Consider the following 25,348-nt stretch of genomic DNA (forward strand, 5'->3'; position numbering starts at 1 on the left):
GGGGTCCCCCGCTCATGGGGGTCCCCCGCTCATGGGGTCCCCCCCCCCGCTCGAGCGAAGCCGAGAGTGGGGGAGCGACGAGCCACGACGGACCCGCAGCCGACGCACCGGACTTCCAGCGGAGCGCTCAGCGGACCAGCCCCAGCTCCGGGTCCTCGCGCAGCTTGCCGAGGGCGCGGGACACCGCCGACTTCACCGTGCCCACCGAGACGCCGAGCACCTCGGCCGTCTGGGCTTCGCTGAGGTCCTCGTAGTACCGCAGGACGACCATCGCGCGCTGCCGTGCGGGCAGTTTGGAGATCGCCCGCCACATCGCGTCGTGCAGCGCCTGCTGCTCGGCCGGGTCGTTCCCGCCGGGGACCGGCTCGGGCTCCGGCAGCTCGTCGCAGGCGAACTCGTCGACCTTGCGCTTGCGCCACTGCGACGTCCGGGTGTTCAGCAGCGCCCGGCGCACATAGCCGTCGAGCGCGCGGTGGTCCTCGATCCGCTCCCAGGCGACGTAGGTCTTGGTGAGCGCCGTCTGCAGCAGATCCTCCGCGTCGCTCGGGTTCGCGGTGAGCGACCGAGCGGTACGCAGCAGCACCGGCTGGCGGGCCTTGACGTACGACGAGAACGACGGGTACGTCAGCGACCGCGTCGCGGCTTGGGAAGCGCTGGTGCAGACGGTTGTGGTCATGGCTCCACGCTATGAGCGACCCCCTCTCCGGCGGATCGGCCGCAGGTCCCGAAGCGCACTCCCCCTCAGGTTGTAGGGGTGGTGCTGACTGCACCTCCTGAAGGTGGACCGGAGGACGACACCTACTGCGGGTTTACCCCTGGGGCTACGACCACGGTGCCGGTGCCTGTGCCTATGCGGCCGGCACGGTGCCGGGCCCCGTGCCTGTGCGGCCGGCACCGCGGGGGTCCCCCGGCGGCCGTCCCCATGCGGCGGCCCGAGCCGGGTTTCCCCACGGCGTCTGCCTCACGCACCCTCCAGGACCAGGCCCGATGTCGGCACCCCCGTCCCTGCGGTCACCAGGACCCGGCCGGCCCCCGGCATCTGGTTGACGGATGTGCCCCGCAGCTGCCGTACCCCCTCCGCGATCCCGTTCATCCCGTGCAGATACGCCTCCCCCAACTGTCCCCCGTGCGTATTGACCGGCAGCCGCTCCTCCGCCATGAACTCAGCCGCCTCGCCCTTTCCGCAGAACCCGAACTCCTCCAGCTGCATCAGCACGAACGGTGTGAAGTGGTCGTACAGGATCCCCACGTCGATGTCGTCCGGGGTGAGCCCGGAAGTACGCCACAGCCGACGGGCCACCACGCCCATCTCCGGCAGTCCGGTCAGGTCGTCCCGATAGAAGCTGGTCATCTGCTCCTGGGCGCGCCCCGCCCCCTGGGCGGCGGCTGCGACGACCGCCGGGTGGTTCGGCAGGTCGCGGGCCCGCTCCACGGAGGTGACGACGATGGCCTGACCGCCGTCCGTCTCCTGGCAGCAGTCCAGCAGCCTGAGCGGTTCGGCGATCCAGCGCGATGCCGCGTGGTCGGCGAGGGTGATCGGTCTGCCGTGGAAGTACGCCGCCGGGTTGGTGGCCGCATACTTGCGGTCCACGACGGCCACCTGCCCGAACACCTCCGGGGTCAGCCCATAGGTGTGCAGATACCGCTGAGCCACCATCGCCACCCAGGAGGCCGGGGTGAGCAGCCCGAACGGCAGGGACCAGCCCAGCGCCGCGCCCTCCGCCGACGGCTCCCGGTGCTGCACTCCGGAGCCGAATCTCCGGCCCGACCGCTCATTGAACGCGCGGTAGCAGACCACCACCTCGGCCACGCCCGTGGCAATGGCGAGCGCCGCCTGCTGGACGGTCGCGCAGGCCGCCCCGCCGCCGTAGTGCACCCGGGAGAAGAAGGACAGCTCGCCCATCCCGCAGGCCTGGGCCACCGTGATCTCCGGGCTGGTGTCCATCGTGAACGTGACCATCCCGTCCACGTCCCCCGGTGTCAGCCCCGCGTCGTCCAGCGCCGCCCGCACCGCCTCCACGGCCAGCCGGAGCTCACTGCGGCCCGAGTCCTTGGAGAACTCGGTGGCACCGATACCGACGATCGCGGCCCGCCCGCCGAGGGTGTCCGGGGTTCGGGTGCTCATCGCTCACCCCCCGTCGGTACGGTGACCGTCACCGTACCGGTCACATGTCTGCCGATGCCGTTGTCCCCCACGATCCGAACCGTCGCGGTGTCGCCGTCGAGCTCGTCCACCGTCCCCGTCAACACCATCGTGTCTCCCGGGTAGTTGGGTGCGCCCAGCCTGATGGCCACCTTGCGCAGGACGGCCGTCGGGCCGAAGTGGTCCGTGATGTAGCGGCCCACCAGGCCGTTGGTGGTCAGGATGTTCATGAAGATGTCGGGGGAGCCCTTCTGGCGGGCCAGTTCCGCGTCGTGGTGCACGTCCTGGTAGTCCCGGGAGGCGATCGCTCCGGCCACGATGAGCGTGCGGGTGATCTCGATCTCCAGCGGCGGCAGTTGGTCGCCAGCCCTCGGCAGTCGATCGCCATTCTTCGGCAGTCGGTCGCCGGTCCTCACCGATCCCATGCCTCGCCCTCCTCCCCTTCCTTGATCAACTCGCCCAGTTCCTGAAGCAGTTCATCGCCGCACCCCAGGTATGCGTCGAGCTGCCGGCCCCACAGGAAGTGCCGGTGCACCGGATGGTCCAGGTCCGCTCCCGCGCCGCCGTGCAGATGCTGGCCCGCGTGGACGACCCGGCTGCCCGCCTCGGACGCCCACCAGGCGGCGGCCAGCGCGTGTGAGGCGTAGGGAAGCCCGGCGTCCCGCCGCCAGGCCGCCTCGTACGCCGTCACCCTTATCGCCTCCGTGTCCATATACGCGTCCGCCGCCCGGAGTTGGACGGCCTGCTTGGTGGCGAGCGGTCGCCCGAACTGCTCCCGGCTGTTCGTGTGCGCCACGGCCCGCGCGAGGGAACCGGCGCAGACACCGGCCTGGAGACCGGCGAAGGCAGTGCGGGCGGTGGCGAGGACGTCGGCGTAGGCGTCGGGGCCGGCGGGGTGCTCGGAGCCGACGCCGTCGATCTGTTCGGAGCCAACGTCGCTGAGCCGTTCGGCGCCAGTGTCGCTGAGCTGCTCGGCACCGGGCCCGCCGAGCCGTTCGGCTTCGGGCCCGCCGAGCCGCTCGGCTTCGGTTCCCTCCAGCACGAGTCGTCCCGCCGCCCAGGGCGCGGTGAGTTCGACCGGTTGCCACTCCGCATGACCGGCGGTCGGCACCAGCCACAGCTTCCGGTCCGCGTCGGCCACCAGGACATGCGTGGCGTCCCGCAACCAGGGCACGACGGGGATCGTGCCGGTCAACTCGGCATGCGTGGAGGGCCGTACACCCTGCTGGAGGGGAACCGGCGACTCTCCGCCCACAGTCGCCCGTACCCCTCCCTGTGCCGGAAAAGCCCCGCTGACCACCACCGAGCCGTCGATGATCCCCGGCAGCAGCCGCTCGCGCTGCTCCGCCGTGCCGTGGGCCGACACTGCCAGCAGTCCGTACACACATGTGGCCGCGAAGGGCACCTGGGCAGTAGTGCGGCCCTGCTCCTCCAGGAGGAGGACGAGGCCCAGCAGGCCCACCTCCTGGACGGCGCCGATGAGTCCGGCGGCGCACAGGGCCTTCCACAGCTCCGGGTCGCTGCCTGTGCCGGCGGCCGTCAGGCGTTCGTGCGTGGCGAGGTCGCCGAAGATCCGCGCGGCCAGTTCCTGGGCGGCGGCTTGCTCCTGGGTGGGCGTGAAGTCCATGTCAGGCCTCGCCCTCGTGGACCCGGAAGACCGGCAGCACCAAGGCCCCGCCCGGGTCTTCGTGCCGCTGGAATTCGAGCCGTACCGGCAGTCCGATGCGGACCTTGTCGTACGGCACCCCCACCACGCTGCTGATCATCCGCACGCCTTCCGCCAGCTCGATCAGGCCGACGGCATACGGAGGATCGAGGGCCGGGAACGGCGGGTGGTGCATCACGACGTACGAATAGACCGTGCCCTCGCCGCTCGACTCCACCGTGTCCCAGTCCAGGCCGCCGCATGCGTTGCACCCCGGCAGCCAGGGGAAACGCAGGGTCGCACAGCCGGTGCAGCGCTGGATGAGGAGCTGATGCCGGTCCACTCCTTCCCAGAAGCCGGCGTTGTCGCGGTTGATCACCGGCCGGGGGCGGGGGGCTTTGGGCGTCTTGCGCGCGGGGGCGTACTTGAGGATGCGGAAGTGGTGGGTGCCGACCAGATCCGGTCCCACCCGGACGTCCATGCGGGTCGTGACGAAATACCCCGTGCCCAGCTTCGTCGTCTTGCGGTCCGACACCGACTCGATCACCGCGTCGAAGGTGATCTCGTCGCCGGGCCGCAGGGGGCGCAGATACTCCTGCTCGCAGTCGGTGGCGACGACCGAGGTGCAGCCCGCCTCGTCGAGGAGGGTGAGCAGGTCGTCGTACGCCTGGGAGCGTCCTGTGTGTCCGGAGAGGCCGCCCATGGTCCATGCCTGGAGCATGGTGGGCGGGGCGATGGCGTCCGGTCCCGAATACGCCGGGTTGGTGTCGCCCAGCGCCTCGCACCAGTGCCGGATCATCGGTTCGTTGACCGGATCCTTGCCCCCGCGCGCGACGGCGGTCGCTCGCCCCTCGAACGCCTTCAGCCGCACCCCCAGCTCGTCGTGCACCTCGCTCACCCCCGTCCCCTGTCCGCTCACCGCCGCCCCCTCGTCATCCCGAGCCGCATCGTCGCGACGATCTCCCGCTGCACCTCGCTCACCCCGCCCCCGAACGTGTTGATCTGCGCCGCCCTGTTCAGCCGCTCCAGCTCGCCGTCCCCGAACACCCCCGGCGACCCCGAACGAACCAGCCCTGCCAGCCCGTCCGTCCCGATCGCGTGCTGACATATTCGGTACACCGCCACCGCCGATTCGGTTCCCGCGACTTTCACGCCGCTCGCGTCGCCGGGCGCGAGGCGGCCCGCCCCCACATCCCCCACCAGACGCCAGCTGAGCAGGCGCGATGCCGCCAGCCGGGCATGTGCCTCGGCCAGCTGCGAGCGCACCCACGGCTCGTCAACGCGGCGCCTTCCGGTCACCGGATCGGGGGTGCGTACGGCGTTCAGCGCGGCCGTGTAGAAGTCCTCGGCTTGCATGCCGAGCGCGGCGAGGGCGACCCGCTCGTGGTTGAGCTGGTTGGTGATGAGCGTCCAGCCTTCGTTCTCCGTGCCGACGAGGTTGCCGGCCGGGACGCGGACGGCGTCGTAGTACGTGGCCGTCGTGGTCTGCCCACCGACCGTCTCGATCGGCGTCCACGAGAAACCGGGGGCGGCGGTGGGGACGAGGAGGATCGAGATGCCACGGTGTTTGGGGGCGTCGGGGTCGGTGCGGCAGGCCAGCCAGATCCAGTCGGCGTGCTGGGCGCCGGAGGTGAAGATCTTCTGTCCGTCGACGAGCCAGTCGCCGGCGCCGTCCCGTACCGCCCGGGTCCGCAGCGACGCCAGGTCGGTCCCCGCCGACGGCTCGCTGTAGCCGATCGCGAAGACGAGTTCCCCGCGCAGGATGCCCGGCAGGAAGGCGGCCTTCTGCTCCTCGCTGCCGTACTTCATCAGGGTCGGCCCGACCGTGTTCAGGGTGACCATCGAGACGGGCGCGCCCGCCCGGTACGCCTCGTCGAAGAACACGAACTGCTCGTCCGCGCCCCGGCCCTGACCGCCGTACTCGACGGGCCACCCGAGCCCCAGCCAGCCGTCCGCGCCGATACGACGTCGCAGTGCACGCACGCGCGCGTGCTCGTCGGCCGGGGGCGGCCCGTCCGGCATGAGGGCCCGGAAGTACGTACGCAACTCGGCGCGCAGCCGCTGCTGGCGCTCGGTGGGGGCGAGGTGCACGAGGACGGCCCTCCGGGACGTCGTACGGGCTGAGGGTTTCTGACTGTCCGTCAGATTTCGTGCGCTGTCAAGGTCGTCGCGCGCACACGGAAAAGCGCCTATCTCATGCGGAAAACGCCTGCGCGGCGGTGCCGAAACACCGCCGCGCGGACGTGTTACCACCCCACAGAGCACACCCCACAAGGGAGTTCAGGACCGGCGCCCGAGGGCCGGCCCTCCCGGTCTCACCAGAGGGGCGCGAAGCCGACGGCGACGTTCTCGTTGCCCTGGTTGATGGCCGTGAAGGCGGAGCCGTCGACCTGGGCGGTGTTGCTCTGGTTCGAGGCGCCGTCGCCCACCGCCTGCTGCTGCGTGGTGGACGAGTTGCCGTTGTTGTCGTCGCCGACGCCGCTGCCGATGATGCCGGCGGAGGCCTTGGTGGCGGTCGCGTTCGATCCGTCGTCCGCGAGGGCGCCGGTGTCCGCCGTCGCGACGCCGGCGAAGAGGGCCGCGGCGAGCGGAAGGGCGGAAACGGCGGCGATGACGCGGGCGGTACGGATGCTTGCCATGTTGTTCCTCCAGAACAAGGTACGCACCGGCCGTCGGGCCGAAAGTGCGCGTGGTACGTGAAGTACGGCTTGTACCAAGGCAGTTGGCCATCCGCCTCGGTGCTGTGCACGACGTCGCAAGATCAGAGTTGCCCACCGAATCCCCGGCGAACCACCCCGGAAGCCCCTATTCGCCCTGAAGCGTGATGACAAGTCGATAAACCCCTTTGGTTGCCTTCAGCCCCAGGTCAGGGCGGGCCGGACACATCCATCCCAAGCGCCACAAGGGGTGAAGCGTTCCGGCGCGTTTCCGGCCAACCTGCCGACTGCGGCGAGTCGCGCTCGACCTCTCTTCCTTTTTTCGAACACCTGTACGAGCATGGAGGTATGGCCACCACCGATCGGCAGGCCACGATGCTGGCCCTCGCACACGCCCTGTCAGCCGCGGAACGCGGACTGGCCGTCATCCCCCTGTCCCGGACGAAACTCCCGGCCCTGCGCTCCCCCCACCGCGACGACCTCACCGCACCCCCCTGCCACGGCGAATGCGGCCGCTTCGGACATGGGGTGTACGACGCCTCGACCGACCCGGCACGCATCCGCGAACTGTTCGCCGCCGCCCCCTGGGCCACCGGCTACGGCATCGCCTGCGGCCTCCCCCCGCACCACCTGATCGGCATCGACCTGGACACAAAGTCCGGCACGGACTCCTCGGCGGCCCTGCGCGAACTGGCCCTGCGGCACCTGTTCACGATCCCCGCCACCGTCGTCGTCCTCACCCCCAGCGGCGGCCGCCACCTGTGGCTCAGCGGCCCGCCGGACGTCGTCGTCCCCAACTCCGCGGGCCGCCTGGCGCCCGGCATCGACATCCGGGGCGCCGGCGGCTACCTCGTGGGCCCCGGCTCCCGCACCGACTACGGCGTCTACAGCACCGCCCCGGGCACCGCGCACCTCGCCCCCGCGGCCTGCCCGCCCTCCCTCCTGCGCCTCCTCCTCCCACCGCCCCGCACCCACCACCCCACGCCCCCGTCGACCGGCGGACATGGCCAGGGCCTCGTCCAGTTCGTCCTCGCGGCCCACGAGGGACAGCGCAACACCCGCCTGTTCTGGGCGGCTTGCCGCGCCTACGAGGACGGCATCGGCCCCGACCTCGTCGAACCGTTTGTCGAGGCAGCCCTCAACACCGGCCTCAGTGAACGCGAGGCCCGCGCCACGATCGCGTCGGCGGCGCGCATGACGGGGCATCAGCCGTGAGAGTGCGCCGGGGTGCGCAGCGGTGCGCCCCGGCGTAAGGCGACACTGGGATGCGATGCGCCTGCGCTGAGGCAGTGTCGGCAGTGCAGCGGCGGTGTCGGCCGCGTTCGGGCGCCGGGTGCTGGCCGTGCGGGTGCAGGCCGTGCGTGCAGGTCGTGCGCCGGGCGGCCCCACGTGACCGCAGTGTGGCGCAGGCCACTGGAACCCCCAGTGCCCCGCGGAGAGTTACGAGTGTGAGGGAAACGGAACGAGGAGAGTCAGTACGTACGCGCATACGGGCCGGGGACCGTGAGGCCTTCGCCGAGCTGTACGACCAGCACGCGCGCGCGGTGTACAACCATGCCCTGCGGCTGACCGGTGACTGGTCGGAGGCCGAGGAGGCGATGTCGGAGACATTCCTCGCCGCCTGGCGTACCCGGGAAACCGTGGCCCCGGAGGGCGGATCGCTCAAGCCGTGGCTGCTCGGCATCGCCACGCACAAGGCCCGCAACGCCAACCGTGGTCTACGCCGCCGGCTCGCCTTCCTGGCCCGCAGCCCGGCCCCGCCCCCGGTCGAGGACTTCGCGGACGAGACGGCCGGCCGGATCGACGACGCGCGTCGGCTCGCGGTGGTCCATCGCGCGCTGAGCCAACTGCGCCGCCAGGACCGGGAGGTGCTCGCCCTGTGCGTGGCGTCCGGGCTGGACTATCAGCAGGCGGCCCAGGCGCTCGGCGTCCCGGTCGGCACCGTGCGATCGCGGCTGTCCCGCGCCCGCGCTCGGCTTGCCCGGCTCAGCTCCGAGCACCCCCAGCACCCCGAGCAGAGGGCGGAACTGCCCGACCGTCGCGGAGAGGTAGAGGGTGAAGCCGCATTCGCGGCCATGTTTCTGCAGGAGGAAACCCCATGAACGCTGACAAGCTGCCGAGCGCCGGCTCCGCCCGGAGCGAGGCCGAGGAGTTGCTGTCGGCCCCGGCCGAATGGGACCTCCCGCCGAGCAGACACCTCCACTTCAAGGACGTTCTGATGCAGCGGATCGACCGCGACAGCTCCACTTCCACCCAGTCGCCCCCGGCACCGCGCCGCCGATTCCCGCGTACGGCCGTGGTGTTGCCCGTTGCGGCGATGGCACTGGCCGGCGCACTGGTCGTCACACTCTCCGGAGGCGGAAACGGTTCCGCGCCGGCAGCGGGGACCACGACCGCAGAGGCCCGGCCGAACAACGCGTCCGTCACACTCGACCGCATCGCCGCCGCGTCCATGGCCACCGACGCGACGCCGGTGAAGGACGACCAGTTCGTGTACGTCGAGAGCCTGGTCCGCGCGAACAAGGGCACCTTCGGAGGACCCGTGCGGCTCGGTGCCGTACACAAGCGGGAAGCCTGGTTCTCGCAGGACCCCGACCCGGTCAAGATCACCGGGTGGCTGCGCGACTCCGGGAAGGACGCCATCATGCCCGGTCAGACCATTCCCATCGAGTCCCCCAGCGCCTACCCGGTGGGCATCGACCGCCCCACGTACAAGTGGCTGGCCTCGCTGCCCACCGACCCCGAGGCCCTGCTCGAACTGCTCTATGCCCAGACCCAGGTGAGCGACGACGAGTCGAAGGAGCAGGCCGTCTTCGGCAAGATCGGCGATCTGCTGGGGGAAACGATCATGCCGCCGGAGAATGCCGCCGCGTTCTACAAGGCGACCGCGAGGATTCCCGGCGTGACCGTCATCCCCGACGTGGTCGACACCGCCGGGCGTCACGGCATCGGCATCACACGCGAGGACCCGGCCTCCGCGGTGCGCGACGAGTGGATCTTCGACAAGCAGAAGCTCGCCTACATCGGATCGCGTTCGTACATGACCAAGGACAAGAAGGGCACCAAAGCCGAGACACTGCTCGGCACCCACGCCGTCATGCGACGCACGGTCGTCGACACGCACCCCGCCACGACCGACAGCTGACCCACGCCGCTCCCGGCACATACGGAAGGGGTGCCCCTCGTAGGAGGGGCACCCTTCCGTATGCGTTCCTACGCTGACCTGCCACAACGGCCAGCAGCGAGTAGTAGCGAGTCCCTCTGGCCCAGGGGGATGCCCATGGCACCCCTCCATGCAAGAGGGCTGTGATCGACTCCAGGAGCGCCAATTTCCTCAAATTCGACCTCTCTAAGTCCAGCATCCCCAGGGCCATATCGGGCTGGCACTGCGGGCACGCCTTGAACCCGTCGGTGAGGGCGCGCCGGGCCTGCCCCGGCTGACGGTCCGGCTGCCCTTGCTCGCGTTCCAGCAGTCTCCGACGTGCACGTACACGGGTGGGGCGTGCCGGTTGAGTCCGAGGTCGATCAACCACTCCGGTGCGGGCGGGCGATGAGGTGGCGTTTCGACCTGGCTAGCCCACGGTCGACCGGCGAAGGGCCCGTGTGCTGCCCCCCTCAGGGAATGGGCCGATGTCACACGCTGGGGATCTGGGACGCGGCCGAAGCGAAGGGTGCGGGCTGGTTTGTTGGCTCCAACCCTGATACATCACCTTGTCATGACCATGAGTGCGATTGAACTGCACAGCATAAATCGTTGGGAGGCGTCCTTCCTCCGCGAGGAGGTGGACGGCTACTTCACCCACGGCATCGAGTGCACGCCGGGCGCGACGGTACTCGACGTGGGCGCCAACATCGGTGTGTTCTCGGCCGCTGTCTATGAACGGCTGGACGGGGACGTGCGGATCTACGCCTTCGAGCCGATGCCGCCACTCCACGCGACACTCGAACGCAATGCTCGCGAGTTCTTCAACGGACGTCTGACCGCGCTCCCTTACGGCCTGGCCTCCCGTGACGACGAGCTCGATTTCAGCTACATTCCGGCCGCCACGATCTTCTCGTCCTCCTCGCGGGATCAGGGGAACATCGAGGATGAGCGGCGCCGGGTCACCGCCAGCGTTGTCGAAATGATCCGCCAGGGCGGACTGGGACCGGTCCTGCGCCGCGTACCCGCCCCCATCCTCACTCTTCTCATCAGCCGCAAGCTGCGGGTGCTGCGGCGGCTTGAGACGCACCGGGTGAAGGTCAGGCCCCTGTCATCGGTGCTCGACGAGCAGGGCATCGACCACATCGACCTGCTCAAGGTCGATGTGGAAGGCGCCGAACTTGAGGTACTCAGAGGCATCGAGGAACGGCATTGGCCGCTGGTCCGCCAGGCCGTCGTCGAGGTGGAGGACTGGCAGCAGAACCGCGACACAGTCTGCGAGGTCCTTCTCACGCACGGCTTCACGGTCAGCACCGAGCAGGACTCGGTGCAGCGGGCCGGCGACATCGGCATGGTGTTCGCGGTCAGGCCCTGACCACGCGCAGCACCCGGCACTCAAGGCGGTAAGGGACCGTGGAATCGATCCGTTACCGGGCGATCAAGTGGTGCCGGCTCACAGCATGATGTGCGTTCCCGACTGACGCATGTCCTGCTCCGCACCACGGATGACGCGATCAAGGTGACCATCTACGAGTTCCCCGACCTCGACGTCAGCCCTGACTGTCCGGACTCCGACGGCACCGTGATCTGGCAGTCGACCTATCCACGTCCGGCGTTCGCTCACGCTGTTTGGAATGCCGCCAGCACTGTGCTCAGGCAGCATGGCGAGACTGGCTGTCGCGCCAAGTGGGCGATGCATCCGTACCCACTTCGGACTGGTCCAGGACCTCCGCAGGCTGCACATCCGGGACGACGTCTGCGACCTACCCCACGATCTGCCACGCCCGTAGACAGTACGCGCGGCCGTCTCAATTTCCGTCTCGTTCAGCCCCGTTCACGGCCGTTCAGACGGGACGGTTGGCCCCTCGGCTGGGGAGGGGCGTCAGCCCCTTGTCTCCGAGTCCCAGCGTTCCGGCCCCACTCCGCACCAGTCGATCCACGGCACCCCCGCGACCTCGGCGGGGTCGATCTCCAGGCCGGCTCGGCGGAGGAACTCGGCGACGTCGGCCACGTTGTGGGCCAGGCCGAGAATCTCGCCGTTCACGCGCACCCGCCGGCCACCGGTGGGCGAAGGTGGATGCACGATCACGCGAATCGGGCCGGACATGGCTTCAGGATCATCCGGGATGTACGGCCCCGCATTCCAGCGCGTCATTTGACGACCCTCGGTGTCCGGACGGCAGCGCACGTCACGTTGAAGCCGCAGGTGGATCCGGTGATGGAGCCACTCAGCACATGTCCCCGTCCGACCGTCCCAGGTCACGCAGTTCCCACCACTCAGCGGCGCTTGGCCGCCGTTGCCGCCAGTAGGGGTGGAAGAACAGCTGAGACGACAGCCGGTACAGATGTCGGCGCAACTCGGTACGGCCGGGCTGCTCCGCAAGCTGCCGGTAGGTGGCGCTCCACTCCTGCTGCGTCCGGGCGAGGTCGGCGGGAATCGGTCGCATGCACAAATTCAATCATGTGTTCGATTTATGCGTCCATCGAGGAGGGGGACCTGTTGTGACTCGCAGCGATGGATGGCCATTCGCGGTGCTACTTGGCCACAGAGGTGTCCAGGGATTGTGGTGGACCTCGGAGCCAGAGGCCCTCTGGGCGCAGTTGCACACGCTCCGTCACCGCGCGTGAGGCACCCCGCGACAAACAGAGCAGGCATTCTGTTAGTGTCCTCCACAAGAAGAACGAGCATTTCTTTTGTGGGGGTGTGATGCCGCGGCTCACCGATGCGCGCAAGGAATTCCGGCGCGCCCAGATCGCTGAGGCCGCCGTACGCTGCTTCGGCCGCAACGGCCTGGAGCGGACCTCGATCGCCGACATCATCGCCGAGTCCGGCCTCTCGGCCGGCTCGATCTACGCGCACTACCGCAACAAGGCCGACCTGGTCCAAGCCTCCGCCCGCGAGGTGCTCGCCGAGCGCGCCAAGGTCCTCGGCGAGTACGCCGCGGGCGACGCCCCGCCCGGCCCCAACGAACTGCTCGCCCGCCTGATCGCCGCGATCCACCCCGCCGAGGCCCGGGTCGGCGTGCAGACCTGGGGCGAGGCGACCACCAACCCGGCCATCCGCGACATCGTCGTCGACATGACCGAGCACATGCGCGCGATGCTGCACGACTGCGTCACGGCGTGGCTGGTCAAGGTCGAGCATCACGAGCCGGCCGAGGCCCGGGAGAGCGCCACACCGATCGCCCACCGGTTGATGGCGCTCTATCAGGCCGAACTGCTGTACACCGCCCTGCAATCACCGACCGAGGAGACAGCGTCATGACCACCCCGACCGCTTCGTTCGCCGACCGCACCGTTTTACGCGTCGGCTACGGCGCGTTGCAGCTCGAGCGCCTGCGCGACCGCCGGGGCGAGGCCGTCGCGCTGCTGCGCCGCGCGGTCGAGCTGGGCGTCGACCATGTGGACACCGCCGAGTTCTACGGCTTCGGTTTCGCCAACGATGTGATCCGCGAGGTGCTGCGTCCGGAGGACGGCGTCCTGGTGGTCACGAAGGTCGGCGCCGACCCCAACCCGGGCGGGCGTGTGCCGTTGCGTCTGGCGCAGCGGCCCGAGCAGCTGCGTGCCAGCGTCGAGGACAACCTGCGCAGCCTTGGTGTCGACCGGCTCCCGGTGGTCAACCTCCGTCGCTTGGACTCCGGCCCCGGGCTGCGTCCCGAGGGCGACCAAGTGGTCGACCTCGATGACCAGCTCGCGGTGATGACCGCCCTGCGCGACGAGGGCAAAATCGGCGCGATCGGCCTGAGCAGCGTCACCCTCGACGGCCTGCGCCGCGCCCTGCCAGCGGGCATTGCCTGCGTGCAGAACGCCTACAGTCTTGCCTCCCGCGACGACGAGGACCTGCTGCAATTGTGCGCGGCCGAGGGCATCGCCTGGGTGCCGTTCTTCCCGCTCGGCGGTGCCTTCCCGGGCCTGCCCAAGGCGACCGACGAACCGGCCGTCCACGCCGTGGCCGAGTCCCTGGGCGTCACACCCTCCCAGGTCGGCCTCGCCTGGCTGCTGCACCACGCCCCCAACGTGCTGCTCATCCCCGGCACCGCCGACGCCGCCCACCTGGAGGCCAACATGGCGGTCAGCAAGATCACCCTCGACGCCGCGACCCTCGCCACTCTCGATGCCATCGAGTCCCGCTCCAACGAGGTCCCCATCGGCTGACCAGAACCAACGCGACCCGGGGCGCGACCACACGCCGGACACCCTGGCCACACGCCCGGCCGCGCCGGGAAACCCTTCTTCGCCTGGCTCCAAGGACGGATCATGAAGGCCATCATTTACCGCGACAACGGCGGCCCCGACGTTCTTCAGCTCGTCGACCGTGACCTGCCCGCGCCCGGCCCCGGCGAGGTTCGCGTCCGGGTTGCCGTGTCCGGGGTCAACCCGACCGACTGGAAGGCCCGCTCCGGCGCCGCCCAGCCCAAGCCCTTCTCCGAGGTCACCCCGCACCATGACGGCGCCGGCACGATCGACGCCGTCGGTGAGGGGATCGACCAGAGCCGGGTCGGTCAGCGGGTCTGGCTGTTCTTTGCCGCTGCCGGGCGGCCCACCGGTACCGCCGCCGAGTTCACCGTCGTGCCCGCCGAGCTGGCCGTGCCGCTGCCCGACGAGGCCGGTTTCGACGTCGGCGCCACCCTGGGTGTCCCCGCGCTCACCGCACACCGCGCGCTCACCGTCGCCGAGGACGGGCCGCGCCGTCTGCGGCCCGGGGCGCTCGACGGCATGGTGGTGCTCGCCGCAGGCGGGGCCGGGGCGGTCGGGCACGCGGTGATCCAGCTCGCCCGGTGGGCCGGCGCCACCGTGATCAGCACGATCAGCGGCCCGGAGAAGGCCCGGCTGGCCACCGCCGCCGGGGCCCACCACGTGATCAACTATCGCGAGGGAGACCCGGTCGCCGAGATCCGCAAGATCGCCCCGGACGGCGTCGACATCGTCGCCGAGGTGGCGCTCGGCGCGAACCTCGCACTGGACCTGGCCGTGCTGCGGACACGCGGCACGATCTCGACCTACGCCAACGACGGTGGCAAGCCGGTCGAACTGGACGTGATGCAGAACATGGCGCTGAACACCCGCTTCCAGTTCCTGGTGCTCTACACGGCCGGACCGGAGGCGCGCGCCGCGGCCGCCGAGGACGTCGTCGCCGCGATCCGCGCCGGCGCCCTGCCGGTCGGCGAGGAGCACGGCCTGCCGCTGGTCCGCTTTCCGCTCGACCGCACCGCCGACGCGCACCGGGCGGTGGAGAGCGGTGCCGTCGGCAAGGTCCTGGTGGACGTCACGTCGTGACGCCCAGCCAGCCGCCGTGCGAACAAAGCGCCACCGCTACCTCACCGGGCTACGGGTCATGTCGGCCGTCAACACCAGCCGCCCGCCAGCGGACCTCCCGTCGTCTCTGGCCACCCATCACTGGAAGTCACAGGACCTCGCCTGTGATGTTGTGATCCGGCTACCCGACCACACAGGCGTTAGTCGGCCCTCTTCAGCGTGGCTGTCTATCGGCGGGCGAACACACTCGTGCCTCCTCTGCACCGCGCTCTCGCCCTGGCTGCGGTCGAGGGAGGAGCATGGGAGTTGAGCGAGCAAGGGAGGCCCGCCATGAAGACCGGAGCCTCGGATTACGACCGCTGGCTGTACTCTCACACGCCCTCCCAGGCCGAGGGCGAACGTGACGAACCGGCTGAGAGCGCGGCCATGGAGCAGCACCCGGACGTCCCCAGGACCGAGCCGTCTCAAGCGGAGGGCGAGCGGGTGGACGACACCAGGGTCACCTGACCGTCGATAAGCGATCACTGAACGGCACACACGGCGGCCGCCCCGGCCGACGTTCTCCGGGCGGGGCGGCGCAGTTGCGAGAGGCCCTGCTCAGGTCCTGACCGCATACGAAGGAGCCGCTACCGATTGTTGCTGATCACGTATCCAAACGCCGCACACCAGTACACGCGCGGCGGAAGACGGCTCGTCCTCACCGGCCAGCAGGCGTTCGAGCAGTTCTCAGGATGTTGCGGCATCGAGCGGGCACCACAGCACCACGGCCCCTGACCATATGACCTGGTCAGGGGCCGTTCTCACTGCTCATCGCGCGGTGGGTGTGGGATTTGAACCCACGGTGACATCGCTGCCACGACGGTTTTCAAGACCGTTCCCTTAGGCCGCTCGGGCAACCCACCCCGCGCTGCCGATGATCGGCGGCGCGGGAACAAGAGTAACGGGTTGGCAGGCGGGCGTGCGGGTCAGCTGTCTCCGACGCGGGAGCCCAGGGTGAGGTCCACAGTGCGGGTCTGGCCGTCGCGTTCGTAGGTGATCTTGACCTTGTCGCCGGGCTGGTGGGTCCAGATCTCGCCGATGAGGGTGGGACCGGAGTCGATCACCCTGTCGTCGAGCTTGGTGATGACGTCGCCGGGCTTGAGGCCGGCATCTGCGGCGGGGCCGCCGGGCTCGACGGCCTCGGAGCCGCTGGCGCCCTGCTCGGTGATCTTCGCCCCGTCCGTGGTGTCCTCCAGGGAGACGGACGCGCCGATCTTCGCGTAGACCGGCTTGCCGGTCTTGATCAGCTGCTGGGCGACGTACTTGGCCTGGTTGATCGGGATGGCGAAGCCCAGCCCTATCGAGCCTGACTGGCTGGTGCCGCCCAGGCCGCCGTTGCTGGTGGACTGGATCGCGGAGTTGATGCCGATGACGTTGCCCTGGGCGTCCAGCAGCGGGCCGCCGGAATTGCCCGGGTTGATCGAGGCGTCGGTCTGCAGGGCGCTCATGTAGGACGCGTTGCTGCCGGTGCCGTCGCTGGAGGCCACGGGGCGGTTCTTGGCGCTGATGATGCCCGTGGTCACCGTGTTGGACAGGCCGAAGGGGGCGCCGATGGCGATGGTGGAGTCGCCGACGGCCACCTTGTCGGAGTCGCCCAGTGTCAGGGGCTTCAGGTTCGACGGGGCGTTCTCGAGCTTGATGACCGCGACGTCGTAGCCCGCCGCATGGCCGACGACCTGGGCGTCGTACTTCTTCCCGTCCGGGAAGGTGGCCGTCAGCTTGCCGCCGTCGACCGCCTCGGCCACCACGTGGTTGTTGGTGACGATGTGGCCCTCTTTGTCGAAGACGAAGCCGGTGCCGGTGCCGCCCTCGCCGCTGGAGGACTCGGCCTGGATGGTGACCGTGCTCGGCAGGGCCTGGTCCGCCACGCCCGCGATGGTGCCCGCGTCACGCTTGACGGAGCCGCCGCTGTCGGAGGCGGAGACGGTCGTGGAGTCGCCGCTGTCGTTGTTCCTGGCCAGGGTGTAGCCGAGGCCGCCGCCCAGGCCGCCCGCGACCAGGGCGGCGGTCAGGATCGCGGCGACCAGGCCACCGCGCCTGCTACGGGGCTTGGGAGCGGGCGGCGGGAAGCCGGCACCCCAGCCGGAGCCCGATCCTCCAGAGCCCCCGTCGGTGTACGAGCCGGCTCCCGAGGCACCTGAGTCCCCGTACGACGGAGTGGCCGGGGGCGGGGGCGGCCAGGACGCGTCCGGGGCGGAACCGCCGCCCTGGCCCGGGGATCCGGCCGACGCGTACGCGGGCGCGGTGCGGGCCGGTTCATGGTCCGGGGCACCCGCGGGCACCGACGGTGTGGGAGCCGGCGGCGTGGAAGCTGCGGGAGATTCCACCGGCACGGGAGGTGCGGACGGGGCCGGGGGTACCGCAGTGCCCTCGTTCTCGGTGCTCACAGCTTTTCTCCTCGATCCACGGCTGTTCTTCTCGGTCGCACTCGGTCACGCGCGCTCACGCTTGTCGTCGGTCCGGCGCGATTCAGCTGTGCATGTGCTTCTTTTGTCTGCCGACAGCTTTTCCCACGGGCCGTCAGAGCACCATAAGCGGTTGCTGTGGGTGCGGGACCATCCTTTATATAGGACCTTTCGGACAGGGTGGGCGCATCTCGACGCTCCCGCTCCCGCCCGCCACGCGCGCGTGCCCGACGCAGGGGTATCGCCGTCACGCCTACCCCGTCGCGGTGGCACCATGACGCGGTGACCCCTGCACGGCAGCACCGGATTCAAGTCGTCGCCCACCGCGGGGCCTCCGAAGAGGCTCCCGAGCACACCCTGGCCGCATACAAGAAGGCGATCGAGGACGGTGCGGACGCCCTCGAGTGCGATGTACGGCTGACCGCCGACGGCCATCTCGTCTGTGTCCACGACCGCCGCGTCAACCGCACCTCCAACGGCCGCGGAGCGGTCTCCGCGCTGGAGCTCGCCGAGCTGGCGGCCCTGGACTTCGGCTCCTGGAAGCACCGGGACTCCTGGCGGATGCGGGACGAGGAGCCCGACTGGGAGCACCTGCCCGAGGACCCGGAGGACACCTCCGTCCTGACCCTGGAGCGGCTGCTCGAACTCATCGCCGACACCGGCCGCCGCATCGAGCTGGCCGTCGAGACCAAGCACCCCACCCGCTGGGCGGGCCAGGTCGAGGAGCGGTTGCTGCTGCTCCTGAAGCGCTTCGGGCTGGACGCGCCCGCCACGCCGGCAGAGTCCCAATTGCGGATCATGAGCTTCTCGGCCCGCTCGCTGCACCGCGTACGAGCCGCCTCGCCGACCCTGCCGACGGTCTATCTGATGCAGTTCGTCTCGCCCCGGCTGCGCGACGGACGGCTGCCCGCGGGTGTCCGGATCGCGGGCCCCTCGATCCGGATCGTGCGCAACCATCCGGCCTATGTCGAGCGCCTGAAGCGAGCCGGCCACCAGGTGCACGTCTGGACCGTGAACGAGCCGCAGGACGTCGATCTCTGCCTCGACCTGGGCATCGACGCCATCATCACCAACCGCCCGGGTGAGGTGCTGCGCCGACTCGGTCGGTGAACCATGAAACCAAGCTTGACCCCCACAGCCTGCTTACAGCATCCTCCGATCTCGGCCACACCGGCGAAATCCAGCCACATGGTTACAGGGAGTGCTCCGGCGCGTTCGATGCGTATTCGATCGTTGCGAATGCGTCACTGAACGTTGCCTGTCCGGTTTCCGGTTCAGGCCAATGGGGCATCCACACCGTGGCGTGGGGCAAAGGAGGTCTCGGGGGTGGCGTTGGTGGTGGCACAGGAGGTGCCCACGTCGTCGAGCATGGCCGTACCCCATGGCCCTGCGGGCGTGGGGGAAGCGAGACACCGTATGCGCACTCAGTTGCGCACGGGTGGTGTGGCGGAATCGGTCATCGACGATGCCGTATTGATTCTTTCCGAACTCTTGAGCAACGCGTGCAAACACGGTCGGCCGCTGGGTGACGCCCTGGCCGGGGACGGCGACGTCCGGGCCGCATGGCGGGTGGACCGGCGCGGCAGACTCACGGTCGAGGTGACGGACGGTGGTGGGCCCACCCGCCCGGCTCCGGCCACGCCCTCGGTCACCGCGCACGGCGGCCGCGGGCTGAACATCATCACCGCACTGGCCGACGACTGGGGCGTCCGGGACGACGCCCGCGGCGAGGTCACGGTGTGGGTCGTGGTCCACGACGACGTGCACGACACCGATGCCGGTCACCGGCGCGACGACTTCGCTACGCGTGTCGCCGCTCCGCGGGTGTCCGCGATGGCCGACCTGGACTTCGGACACGCCTTCGAGGACCTGGACTGAAGCCCCCGTTGCACCCGGTCGGCCACGTTGTCCACAGGGTTCCCGTCGGCCGTGGTGCGAACGGCTAGGCTCCCGCCGTACGACACGAGCCGTAACCGGGAGACACCACGATGGCCAAGAAGCGACCCCAGACGAAGGCCCCGCGGCCGCAGCTCACAGACGCTGAGATCCCGGTCGTCGGTGCCCGTGAACCCTGCCCCTGCGGCAGCGGCCGCCGCTACAAGGCGTGCCACGGCCGGGCCGCCGCGCACGCGGTGACCGAGCTGGTGCAGCGCCCGTTCGAGGGCCTGCCGGGCGAATGCGACTGGGTGGCGCTGCGTGAGCTGGTCCCGGCCGCGACCGTCGAGCTGACGCTCAAGGACGGTCTGCCGGGGGACGTTCCGTCGGTCACGCTCGCCACGGTCCTGCCGATGGCCTGGCCCGCCCTGCGCCGCGACGACGGCTCGGTCCTGCTCGGCCTGCAGAACGACACGGCGTCCGGCGACATCAGCCGCGACCTCGCCGACACCCTCCAGCACGCCCTCACCGCCAAGCCGGGCACGCCCGTTCAGGGGCGCCGGGCGCCCACCGGCGGTCCCCGGCTGCAGGATCTGCTCGCCCCGGAAGGTGCGTTCGAGCCAGTCGTGCACTCGGGCTTCGAGTTCTGGGTCCCGGACGCGGACAACGCCGCTCCGGAGGTGGCCGCCTCCCTGGAGCGGGCCAACGCGGCGGCCATCCCGACCGTGAAGCTGACCGGCGTGGATGCCGCGTACTGGTGCGAGACGCCGGAGAAGAACCACCTGCGGTGGGTCATGCCGCATCCGGAGGAGCAGCTTCTGGACGCTCTCGCGCGGCTGCACGCGACCGGGAGGTCGAGCCTCGGGGAAGGCACCCGGCTGGTCGGCTCCTTCCGTGCTCACGGGCTCACCGTCCCGGTCTGGGACCTGCCGAGCGAGGTCACCGCGCAGGACATCGAGAAGCCGGCCGCCGAGTTCGCCGAGCGCCTCGCCACCGCGCTGGCCACGGACGCTCCGCTCACCGCCGACGAGCGCCGCGCGCGCGGCGGCCTCACCAACCGGCAGGTCACGCTCAGCTGACACACAGCTCCGGCTGACCGGTCGGTCAGCCGGAGCAAGCCTTGACGGAACGGTCGGCTCCGTCCACAACTCCCCGTTCCGGCAGGCGAGTCGGTGTCCGAATAGCCGAGCAAAACGAGAGATCGAATTTGCGAACAGCCGATCTCTTGTTACCGTTCCAATAGCCCGGTTGCTGGTGCATCCCCCGTCGCCAGCAACCGGGTCTTTCCATGCGGCCGCCTCGCCGAGGGCGCGAAGCACCGCGCGAAGGAGAAGACCCCTCGCGCGTCAACCGCCCGCAGGCGCCCCGGAGTTGCTCCCCGACCGCAGCAGCAGCGGCCCCTCGCCGGCCCGGGAGGCGAACTCCGCGACCGCCGTGTAGGCACCCAAGTAGCCCCGCGTCCGCTCCCGTGGCGTCTCACAGGTGGCCGGCTCGTCGTCGGCGCCGATCGGGCAGCGCATCTGCATGGTGCGGCCACCGGGCCCCATGAGGCTCAGCACCGAGTCCAGCGCGTCCCCGCTCGCATTGCGGTAGTAGGTGCGCGCCCAGGTGTCCTCACCCTGGGTCATCACACAGGTCTGTGCCTCGATGCCGTCGGGCGAGGTGAGTTCGGGGCCGCAGCGGGCGGCGGTGGCCAGGCCCAGGCCGAGCAGCCCAGGGGCGTCGGCGGGTTCGGGGGAGGGCGCTTTGGCGTCCGGCTGACGGGACGGGCGTACGGCCTCGGGGTCCTGGTCGCCCACGGGCCCCGCGGACGCAACAGCCAGCGGCAGCGCGATCGCGCATGCCACCACGCCCGCGAGGGCGATCAGGCGAATGTTCATGAAGGGGACGATATCGACCGGATTGGGGCGCTCGGTCCGGTGCGCGCCCGACACCCCTACAACTCGGGCGCGCTCACACCCGTACGAGTGAGGGCCTCGACCACGGCGTCCACCACAGCCTCGACGTCGGGCACCCACGGGGAGGCCGAGCCGGGCAGCGGTGCGCGCTCCCAGCGGATCTCCCCCTGGCCGGTCTCGGACGGCGGCAGCGCCAGATAGCCGCCCTCACCGTGGAAGCGGAGCGAGCCCGGGACGAAGTCCTGGGCGTACAGCAGTTCACCCAGCTGCTCCATGGAGTACGGCTTCACCAGCAGCGCCCACCGGGTGGGCGAGGCCACGACCGGGCCGAGGCGCATGCCCATGCGGTCGAGGGCGCCCAGGGCGCGGGCGGCCGGCAGGGCGGGCAGCGACACCGCGCACGGAGCCTTGCCGCCGGTGGCCAGGACGATCGGTGCGGCGGGCCGGTTGCCCCACCACCAGCGCACCATGCGGGCGTCGGTGGTGGCCGCGAGGAGGCCGGGGTCGAAGGGGTGCGCGCCCGGCACCGTGCAGTCCGGGTCCGGGCAGGCGCAGCGGGAGCGGCCCTGAGGGTCCGCCGCCACGCCCGGGAGTACGGGCCACTGCCATTCCGTCGCGTAGGTCAGGGCCGCGCGAATCACGTCAGGCCCCCCGTCACTGCGCTGGGACAGGAGCCTGCGTCGCCTTCCGAGGATCTCGCGCATGAGCGCTCGTTCCTTTCCGTTGCACCGCTGGCAACACCGTGGACCACATCACACCATGTGTCGATCACTTCACTGTGCGTACCTATTGGCGCATCACACCCCAGCCTCAGGCATGGGGAACCCCTATGGGCCGAGCGTTGCAGCTTCCGCGGCAGCCTCGTCCATACTGCGTCTATCAAAAGCACGGGCGTGGCGTGGGGTGGCGAAGTCTGGCGTTTTGCTGTCGCGCGTGTTTCTCTTCGCCTCCGCCACGGGAGGATGGGGCACGGTCGTCGGTGGCTAAGACGCCCGGGTCCGTCGCCAGGTTCCGGGTGATTCCCAACCACCCCTGGCCTTCACCGAGTACGTACCCATCACGACCGCTGTGACGCTCCGTGGAGCAAGGCCAGTCGACCGCAATAGGCCGTTACCCGAGGCAGTTTTGAGCCAACTTCGCTTTTACGCAAGAGGTCTACGTAAATCCCACGGACACCAGGAATCCCAGCAGGACAATGCTGGACATCCCCTCACGAGTGCGTGTACATGTGGAGACACTGCTAGCGGCGCAGAATGACATGGGGGTTTGCGATGCTATCGAGCAATACGCACCGGTCGGAAAGCCGGACGCCATGAACGCCCCTCACGCTCCGAAAGTGGCTGGAATCGATTCAACGGTTCCCTCGCCCGCACACACTGTCGCGCCCGCGCCCGCGGCCTCCGAAAACGCAGCCGACCCAGCCGTCCCCGCCCCGAACGCGCCCGGCGCACTGCTCCAGGACCGCCTGGCCGGCTGGGTCTCGGACCTCACGACTCTCCACGAACTCACCGAACGTCTGGCCCGCACAGCCACACTGGCGGAGGCCCTCCAGGAAGTGCTGCGCGCCGGAGCCGCCCTCGTGGGCGCCCGGCGCGGTCTCGTCGCGCTGGAGCCCGGCGACGGGCTCGGACCGGACACGACCATCGGCCTCGGCCTGGCGCGAGCCGATCTCGGCCACATCGAGACCGTGCCGCGCGGCGCGATGCCCTTCGGCCGGATCCTCGACGGCCTGCCCGGCGTCGAGGACGGCATCGTCCAGCCCGATCTGTTCGCCGAGGACGGCCTCGACCCGCGGCACCGCGAGGTCGCCGCGCGCCTCGGCTATGCCGCCAGCTACACGCTCCCCCTGTCCACACCCGCCGCCGGCCGCCTCGGTGCCGCCGTATGGCTCTACGACGAGCCCGCCGAGCCGGTCGAGCGGCAGCGCCACCTCGTCGGCCTGTACGTCCGCTACGCCACCGAGCACCTGGCCCGGCTGGTCGAAGTCGAGCGCACGCGCGCGTGCATGGCGACGATGGCCGAGGAACTGCTCCCCTCGCGGCTGCCGCGGGTGGCCGGCATGCAGCTCGCCGTCCGGCATCGCACCAGCCCGCGCGGGGGCGGCGACTGGTACGACGCGCTCCCGCTGCCGGACGCCGCGCTCGGCCTGGCCGTGGGCTCGGTGACCGGCTCCGGACCCAGCGCCGTCGCCGCGATGGGCCGGCTGCGGGCGTCCCTGCGGGCGTACGCCGTGATGGAGGGCGAGGACCCCGTCGCCGTCCTGTCCGACCTGGAGCTGCTCCTGAGGCTCACCGAGCCCGCCCGGTCCGCCACCGCCCTGTTCGCCTACTGTGAGCCCGCGCTGCGCAAGATCACGCTGGCCGGCGCGGGACACACCCCGCCGCTGCTGATCGGTGAGCGGCGCACGGAGTTCGTGGAGACGTCCGTGTCCGCGCCGCTGGGGATGCTCGCCTGCTGGGAGGCGCCCAGCGTGGAACTGGAGGCGGAAGCCGGGGAGACGGTGCTGCTGTACACCGAAGGGCTGCTGCACCGCACCGGCGACCCCACGGACCGCGCCTTCGCCCGGCTGCACGCCGCGGCGGCCGGCGTACCCCGGAGCCTGCGCCGGGACCCGGACGCGATCGCCGACCACATCCTGCGGACCGTACTGCCGGACGGGCGGGACGAAACGGACTCCGCGGAGGACGTCGTACTACTGGCCGCTCGCTTCGAGTAGCAGCCGGTAACAGGTCTTCCGGCCCTGGGCCCCCTTCCTCGCGACCGTACGATGGACGGGGTCCAGTGCCGTATCTAGGAGGATGACCGTGGCCGACGAACTCACCCCGGAGACCCCGGAGACTGAGTCGGAGAAGCCGATCAAGCAGCGCAAGAACGGCCTGTACCCGGGCGTGTCCGACGAGCTGGCCGAGAACATGAAGGCCGGCTGGGCCGACACGGAGCTGCGCGACCTGGAGCCGATCGCCCAGGCCGCCGAGACCGCCGCGCGGCGCGCCGCGCTGTCGGCGCGTTTCCCGGGCGAGCGTCTGGTGATCCCCGCGGGCAACCTGAAGACCCGCTCGAACGACACGGAGTACCCCTTCCGCGCGTCGGTGGAATACGCGTACCTCACCGGCAACCAGACCGAGGACGGCGTGCTCGTCCTGGAGCCCGTCGCGGACGGTCACAAGGCGACGATCTACCTCCTGCCGCGCTCCGACCGCGAGAACGGCGAGTTCTGGCTCTCCGGCCAGGGCGAGCTGTGGGTCGGCCGCCGGCACTCGCTCACCGAGGCGGAGAAGCTGTACGGCATCCCGGCCGCGGACGTGCGCGAGCTGGCGGACGCGCTGGCGGAGGCCACGGGTCCGGTCCGGGTCGTACGGGGCTACGACGCCGGCATCGAGGCCGCGCTCACCGACAAGGTCACCGCCGAGCGGGATGAGGAGCTGCGGGTCTTCCTGTCCGAGGCGCGGCTGGTCAAGGACGCCTTCGAGATCGGCGAGCTGCAGAAGGCCGTCGACTCGACCGTGCGTGGCTTCGAGGACGTGGTGAAGGTCCTCGACAAGGCCGAGGCGACCTCCGAGCGGTACATCGAGGGCACGTTCTTCCTCCGCGCGCGCGTCGAGGGCAACGACATCGGCTACGGCTCCATCTGCGCGGCCGGGCCGCACGCCTGCACGCTGCACTGGGTGCGCAACGACGGGCCCGTGCGCTCCGGTGAGCTGCTGCTGCTGGACGCGGGCGTCGAGACACACACCCTGTACACCGCCGATGTCACGCGGACGCTGCCGATCAACGGGCGGTTCAGCGAGATCCAGAAGAAGATCTACGACGCCGTGTACGAGGCTCAGGAGGCCGGGATCGCGGCGGTGAAGCCGGGTGCGAAGTACCGGGACTTCCATGACGCCGCGCAGCGGGTGCTGACCGAGAAGCTGGTCGAGTGGGGGCTCGTCGAGGGGCCGGTGGAGCGGGTGCTGGAGCTGGGGCTGCAGCGGCGGTGGACGCTGCATGGCACCGGGCACATGCTCGGGCTGGATGTCCATGACTGTGCGGTGGCTCGGACCGAGACGTATGTCGACGGCACGTTGGAGCCGGGGATGTGTCTGACGGTGGAGCCGGGGCTTTACTTCCAGGCCGACGATCTGACGGTGCCGGAGGAGTACCGGGGGATCGGTGTGCGGATCGAGGACGACATTCTGGTGACGGAGAGTGGGAACCGGAATCTGTCGGGTGGGCTTCCTCGGCGGTCTGATGAGGTTGAGGCGTGGATGGCAGGTCTCAAGGGGGACATCAGCTGATCTCCCGACTGCGG

The 25,348-nt window shown here is 70.2% G+C and carries 26 protein-coding genes and 1 tRNA gene; 13 read left to right on the plus strand and 14 right to left on the minus strand.

The features are described from left to right. Positions 1 to 127: 127 nt before the first annotated feature. The 7 genes from ACTWQO_RS15795 to ACTWQO_RS15825 form a co-directional block, all read right to left on the minus strand. The gene (locus ACTWQO_RS15795; RefSeq protein WP_443237945.1) at positions 128 to 676 is read right to left on the minus strand and encodes a SigE family RNA polymerase sigma factor; all 549 of its coding nucleotides are present in this window, start codon (positions 674 to 676) and stop codon (positions 128 to 130) included. 285 nt (positions 677 to 961) lie between these two features. After that, positions 962 to 2,125, minus strand: coding sequence for a lipid-transfer protein (locus ACTWQO_RS15800; protein ID WP_443237946.1), 1,164 nt, complete (start codon positions 2,123 to 2,125; stop codon positions 962 to 964). Next, complete coding sequence (locus ACTWQO_RS15805) at positions 2,122 to 2,568, minus strand: MaoC family dehydratase (protein WP_443237947.1); 447 nt, start codon at positions 2,566 to 2,568, stop codon at positions 2,122 to 2,124. The genes ACTWQO_RS15800 and ACTWQO_RS15805 overlap by 4 nt, the downstream gene beginning before the upstream one ends. Then, positions 2,556 to 3,770 carry an acyl-CoA dehydrogenase family protein gene (locus ACTWQO_RS15810; RefSeq protein ID WP_443237948.1) on the minus strand — a complete coding sequence of 405 codons (1,215 nt, stop codon included), beginning with the start codon at positions 3,768 to 3,770 and terminating at the stop codon, positions 2,556 to 2,558. The genes ACTWQO_RS15805 and ACTWQO_RS15810 overlap by 13 nt, the downstream gene beginning before the upstream one ends. A 1-nt stretch (position 3,771) precedes the next feature. Then, on the minus strand, positions 3,772 to 4,707 hold the full coding sequence (locus ACTWQO_RS15815) for a bifunctional MaoC family dehydratase N-terminal/OB-fold nucleic acid binding domain-containing protein (protein WP_443237949.1): 936 nt from the start codon (positions 4,705 to 4,707) through the stop codon (positions 3,772 to 3,774). Then, entirely contained in the window at positions 4,704 to 5,879 is a 1,176-nt protein-coding gene (locus tag ACTWQO_RS15820; protein WP_443237950.1) for an acyl-CoA dehydrogenase family protein, read from the minus strand. Before ACTWQO_RS15820 ends, ACTWQO_RS15815 begins: the two co-directional genes overlap by 4 nt. Positions 5,880 to 6,103: 224 nt before the next feature. Then, positions 6,104 to 6,427 carry a hypothetical protein gene (locus ACTWQO_RS15825; RefSeq protein ID WP_301982325.1) on the minus strand — a complete coding sequence of 108 codons (324 nt, stop codon included), beginning with the start codon at positions 6,425 to 6,427 and terminating at the stop codon, positions 6,104 to 6,106. A gap of 366 nt (positions 6,428 to 6,793) precedes the next feature. Between ACTWQO_RS15825 and ACTWQO_RS15830 the strand changes: the two genes are divergently transcribed. From ACTWQO_RS15830 to ACTWQO_RS15840, 3 genes are all read left to right on the plus strand, one after another. Continuing rightward, entirely contained in the window at positions 6,794 to 7,660 is an 867-nt protein-coding gene (locus tag ACTWQO_RS15830) for a bifunctional DNA primase/polymerase (protein WP_443237951.1), read from the plus strand. Between the two features lie 233 nt (positions 7,661 to 7,893). Further along, a complete protein-coding gene (locus ACTWQO_RS15835) occupies positions 7,894 to 8,547 on the plus strand; it encodes an RNA polymerase sigma factor (protein ID WP_443237952.1) in 654 nt (217 codons plus the stop codon). Next, entirely contained in the window at positions 8,544 to 9,590 is a 1,047-nt protein-coding gene (locus ACTWQO_RS15840) for a CU044_5270 family protein (protein WP_443237953.1), read from the plus strand. The genes ACTWQO_RS15835 and ACTWQO_RS15840 overlap by 4 nt, the downstream gene beginning before the upstream one ends. Before the next feature lie 204 nt (positions 9,591 to 9,794). Here ACTWQO_RS15840 and ACTWQO_RS15845 read toward each other — a convergent pair whose 3' ends face one another. After that, positions 9,795 to 9,974: a DUF6233 domain-containing protein gene (locus ACTWQO_RS15845; RefSeq protein ID WP_443237954.1), complete on the minus strand. Its 180-nt coding sequence runs from the start codon at positions 9,972 to 9,974 to the stop codon at positions 9,795 to 9,797. 193 nt (positions 9,975 to 10,167) lie between these two features. Between ACTWQO_RS15845 and ACTWQO_RS15850 the strand changes: the two genes are divergently transcribed. Further along, positions 10,168 to 10,962 carry an FkbM family methyltransferase gene (locus ACTWQO_RS15850; RefSeq protein WP_443237955.1) on the plus strand — a complete coding sequence of 265 codons (795 nt, stop codon included), beginning with the start codon at positions 10,168 to 10,170 and terminating at the stop codon, positions 10,960 to 10,962. A 507-nt stretch (positions 10,963 to 11,469) separates the two neighbouring features. On the opposite strand, the gene ACTWQO_RS15855 is transcribed toward ACTWQO_RS15850, so the two are convergent. Both ACTWQO_RS15855 and ACTWQO_RS15860 read right to left on the minus strand, forming a co-directional pair. Next, on the minus strand, positions 11,470 to 11,694 hold the full coding sequence (locus tag ACTWQO_RS15855; protein ID WP_443237956.1) for a hypothetical protein: 225 nt from the start codon (positions 11,692 to 11,694) through the stop codon (positions 11,470 to 11,472). 121 nt (positions 11,695 to 11,815) lie between these two features. Continuing rightward, positions 11,816 to 12,034 (minus strand): hypothetical protein, encoded by a 219-nt coding sequence (locus tag ACTWQO_RS15860; protein ID WP_443237957.1) that lies wholly within the window; start codon positions 12,032 to 12,034, stop codon positions 11,816 to 11,818. A gap of 260 nt (positions 12,035 to 12,294) precedes the next feature. Here ACTWQO_RS15860 and ACTWQO_RS15865 point away from each other — a divergent pair, with 260 nt between their 5' ends. The 4 genes from ACTWQO_RS15865 (at position 12,295) to ACTWQO_RS15880 (ending at position 15,350) form a co-directional block, all read left to right on the plus strand. Continuing rightward, the gene (locus tag ACTWQO_RS15865; protein ID WP_443237958.1) at positions 12,295 to 12,852 is read left to right on the plus strand and encodes a TetR/AcrR family transcriptional regulator; all 558 of its coding nucleotides are present in this window, start codon (positions 12,295 to 12,297) and stop codon (positions 12,850 to 12,852) included. Then, positions 12,849 to 13,742, plus strand: a complete 894-nt coding sequence (locus ACTWQO_RS15870) for an aldo/keto reductase (RefSeq protein ID WP_443237959.1) — start codon at positions 12,849 to 12,851, stop codon at positions 13,740 to 13,742. Before ACTWQO_RS15865 ends, ACTWQO_RS15870 begins: the two co-directional genes overlap by 4 nt. Positions 13,743 to 13,844: 102 nt before the next feature. Further along, a complete protein-coding gene (locus tag ACTWQO_RS15875; protein ID WP_443237960.1) occupies positions 13,845 to 14,864 on the plus strand; it encodes an NADPH:quinone reductase in 1,020 nt (339 codons plus the stop codon). Between the two features lie 309 nt (positions 14,865 to 15,173). Next, the gene (locus tag ACTWQO_RS15880) at positions 15,174 to 15,350 is read left to right on the plus strand and encodes a hypothetical protein (RefSeq protein WP_443237961.1); all 177 of its coding nucleotides are present in this window, start codon (positions 15,174 to 15,176) and stop codon (positions 15,348 to 15,350) included. Between the two features lie 308 nt (positions 15,351 to 15,658). Here the strand turns inward: ACTWQO_RS15880 and ACTWQO_RS15885 are convergent. Beyond that, a tRNA-Ser gene (locus tag ACTWQO_RS15885) sits at positions 15,659 to 15,745 on the minus strand. A gap of 63 nt (positions 15,746 to 15,808) precedes the next feature. Next, the gene (locus tag ACTWQO_RS15890) at positions 15,809 to 17,269 is read right to left on the minus strand and encodes a S1C family serine protease (RefSeq protein WP_443237962.1); all 1,461 of its coding nucleotides are present in this window, start codon (positions 17,267 to 17,269) and stop codon (positions 15,809 to 15,811) included. Between the two features lie 300 nt (positions 17,270 to 17,569). On the opposite strand from ACTWQO_RS15890, the gene ACTWQO_RS15895 reads away from it, so the two are divergent. The 3 genes from ACTWQO_RS15895 to ACTWQO_RS15905 all read left to right on the plus strand — a co-directional run bounded on the left by ACTWQO_RS15895 (position 17,570) and on the right by ACTWQO_RS15905 (position 20,241). Next, positions 17,570 to 18,397: a glycerophosphodiester phosphodiesterase gene (locus ACTWQO_RS15895; protein ID WP_443237963.1), complete on the plus strand. Its 828-nt coding sequence runs from the start codon at positions 17,570 to 17,572 to the stop codon at positions 18,395 to 18,397. Positions 18,398 to 18,613: 216 nt separating this feature from the next. Further along, entirely contained in the window at positions 18,614 to 19,165 is a 552-nt protein-coding gene (locus ACTWQO_RS15900) for an ATP-binding protein (RefSeq protein WP_443237964.1), read from the plus strand. 110 nt (positions 19,166 to 19,275) lie between these two features. Continuing rightward, entirely contained in the window at positions 19,276 to 20,241 is a 966-nt protein-coding gene (locus ACTWQO_RS15905) for a DUF5926 family protein (protein WP_443237965.1), read from the plus strand. A gap of 267 nt (positions 20,242 to 20,508) precedes the next feature. On the opposite strand, the gene ACTWQO_RS15910 is transcribed toward ACTWQO_RS15905, so the two are convergent. Together ACTWQO_RS15910 and ACTWQO_RS15915 are read right to left on the minus strand one after the other, a co-directional pair. After that, a complete protein-coding gene (locus tag ACTWQO_RS15910) occupies positions 20,509 to 21,042 on the minus strand; it encodes a hypothetical protein (protein ID WP_443237966.1) in 534 nt (177 codons plus the stop codon). Between the two features lie 56 nt (positions 21,043 to 21,098). Next, complete coding sequence (locus ACTWQO_RS15915) at positions 21,099 to 21,764, minus strand: bifunctional DNA primase/polymerase (RefSeq protein WP_443237967.1); 666 nt, start codon at positions 21,762 to 21,764, stop codon at positions 21,099 to 21,101. Between the two features lie 491 nt (positions 21,765 to 22,255). Between ACTWQO_RS15915 and ACTWQO_RS15920 the strand changes: the two genes are divergently transcribed. Both ACTWQO_RS15920 and ACTWQO_RS15925 read left to right on the plus strand, forming a co-directional pair. Continuing rightward, complete coding sequence (locus ACTWQO_RS15920; RefSeq protein WP_443237968.1) at positions 22,256 to 23,776, plus strand: PP2C family protein-serine/threonine phosphatase; 1,521 nt, start codon at positions 22,256 to 22,258, stop codon at positions 23,774 to 23,776. Between the two features lie 82 nt (positions 23,777 to 23,858). Then, entirely contained in the window at positions 23,859 to 25,334 is a 1,476-nt protein-coding gene (locus ACTWQO_RS15925) for an aminopeptidase P family protein (protein WP_443237969.1), read from the plus strand. Positions 25,335 to 25,348 lie beyond the last annotated feature (14 nt).

Origin of the sequence: Streptomyces sp. 4N124, from assembly GCF_052245395.1 — a bacterium.
Classification (GTDB): Bacteria; Actinomycetota; Actinomycetes; order Streptomycetales; family Streptomycetaceae; genus Streptomyces.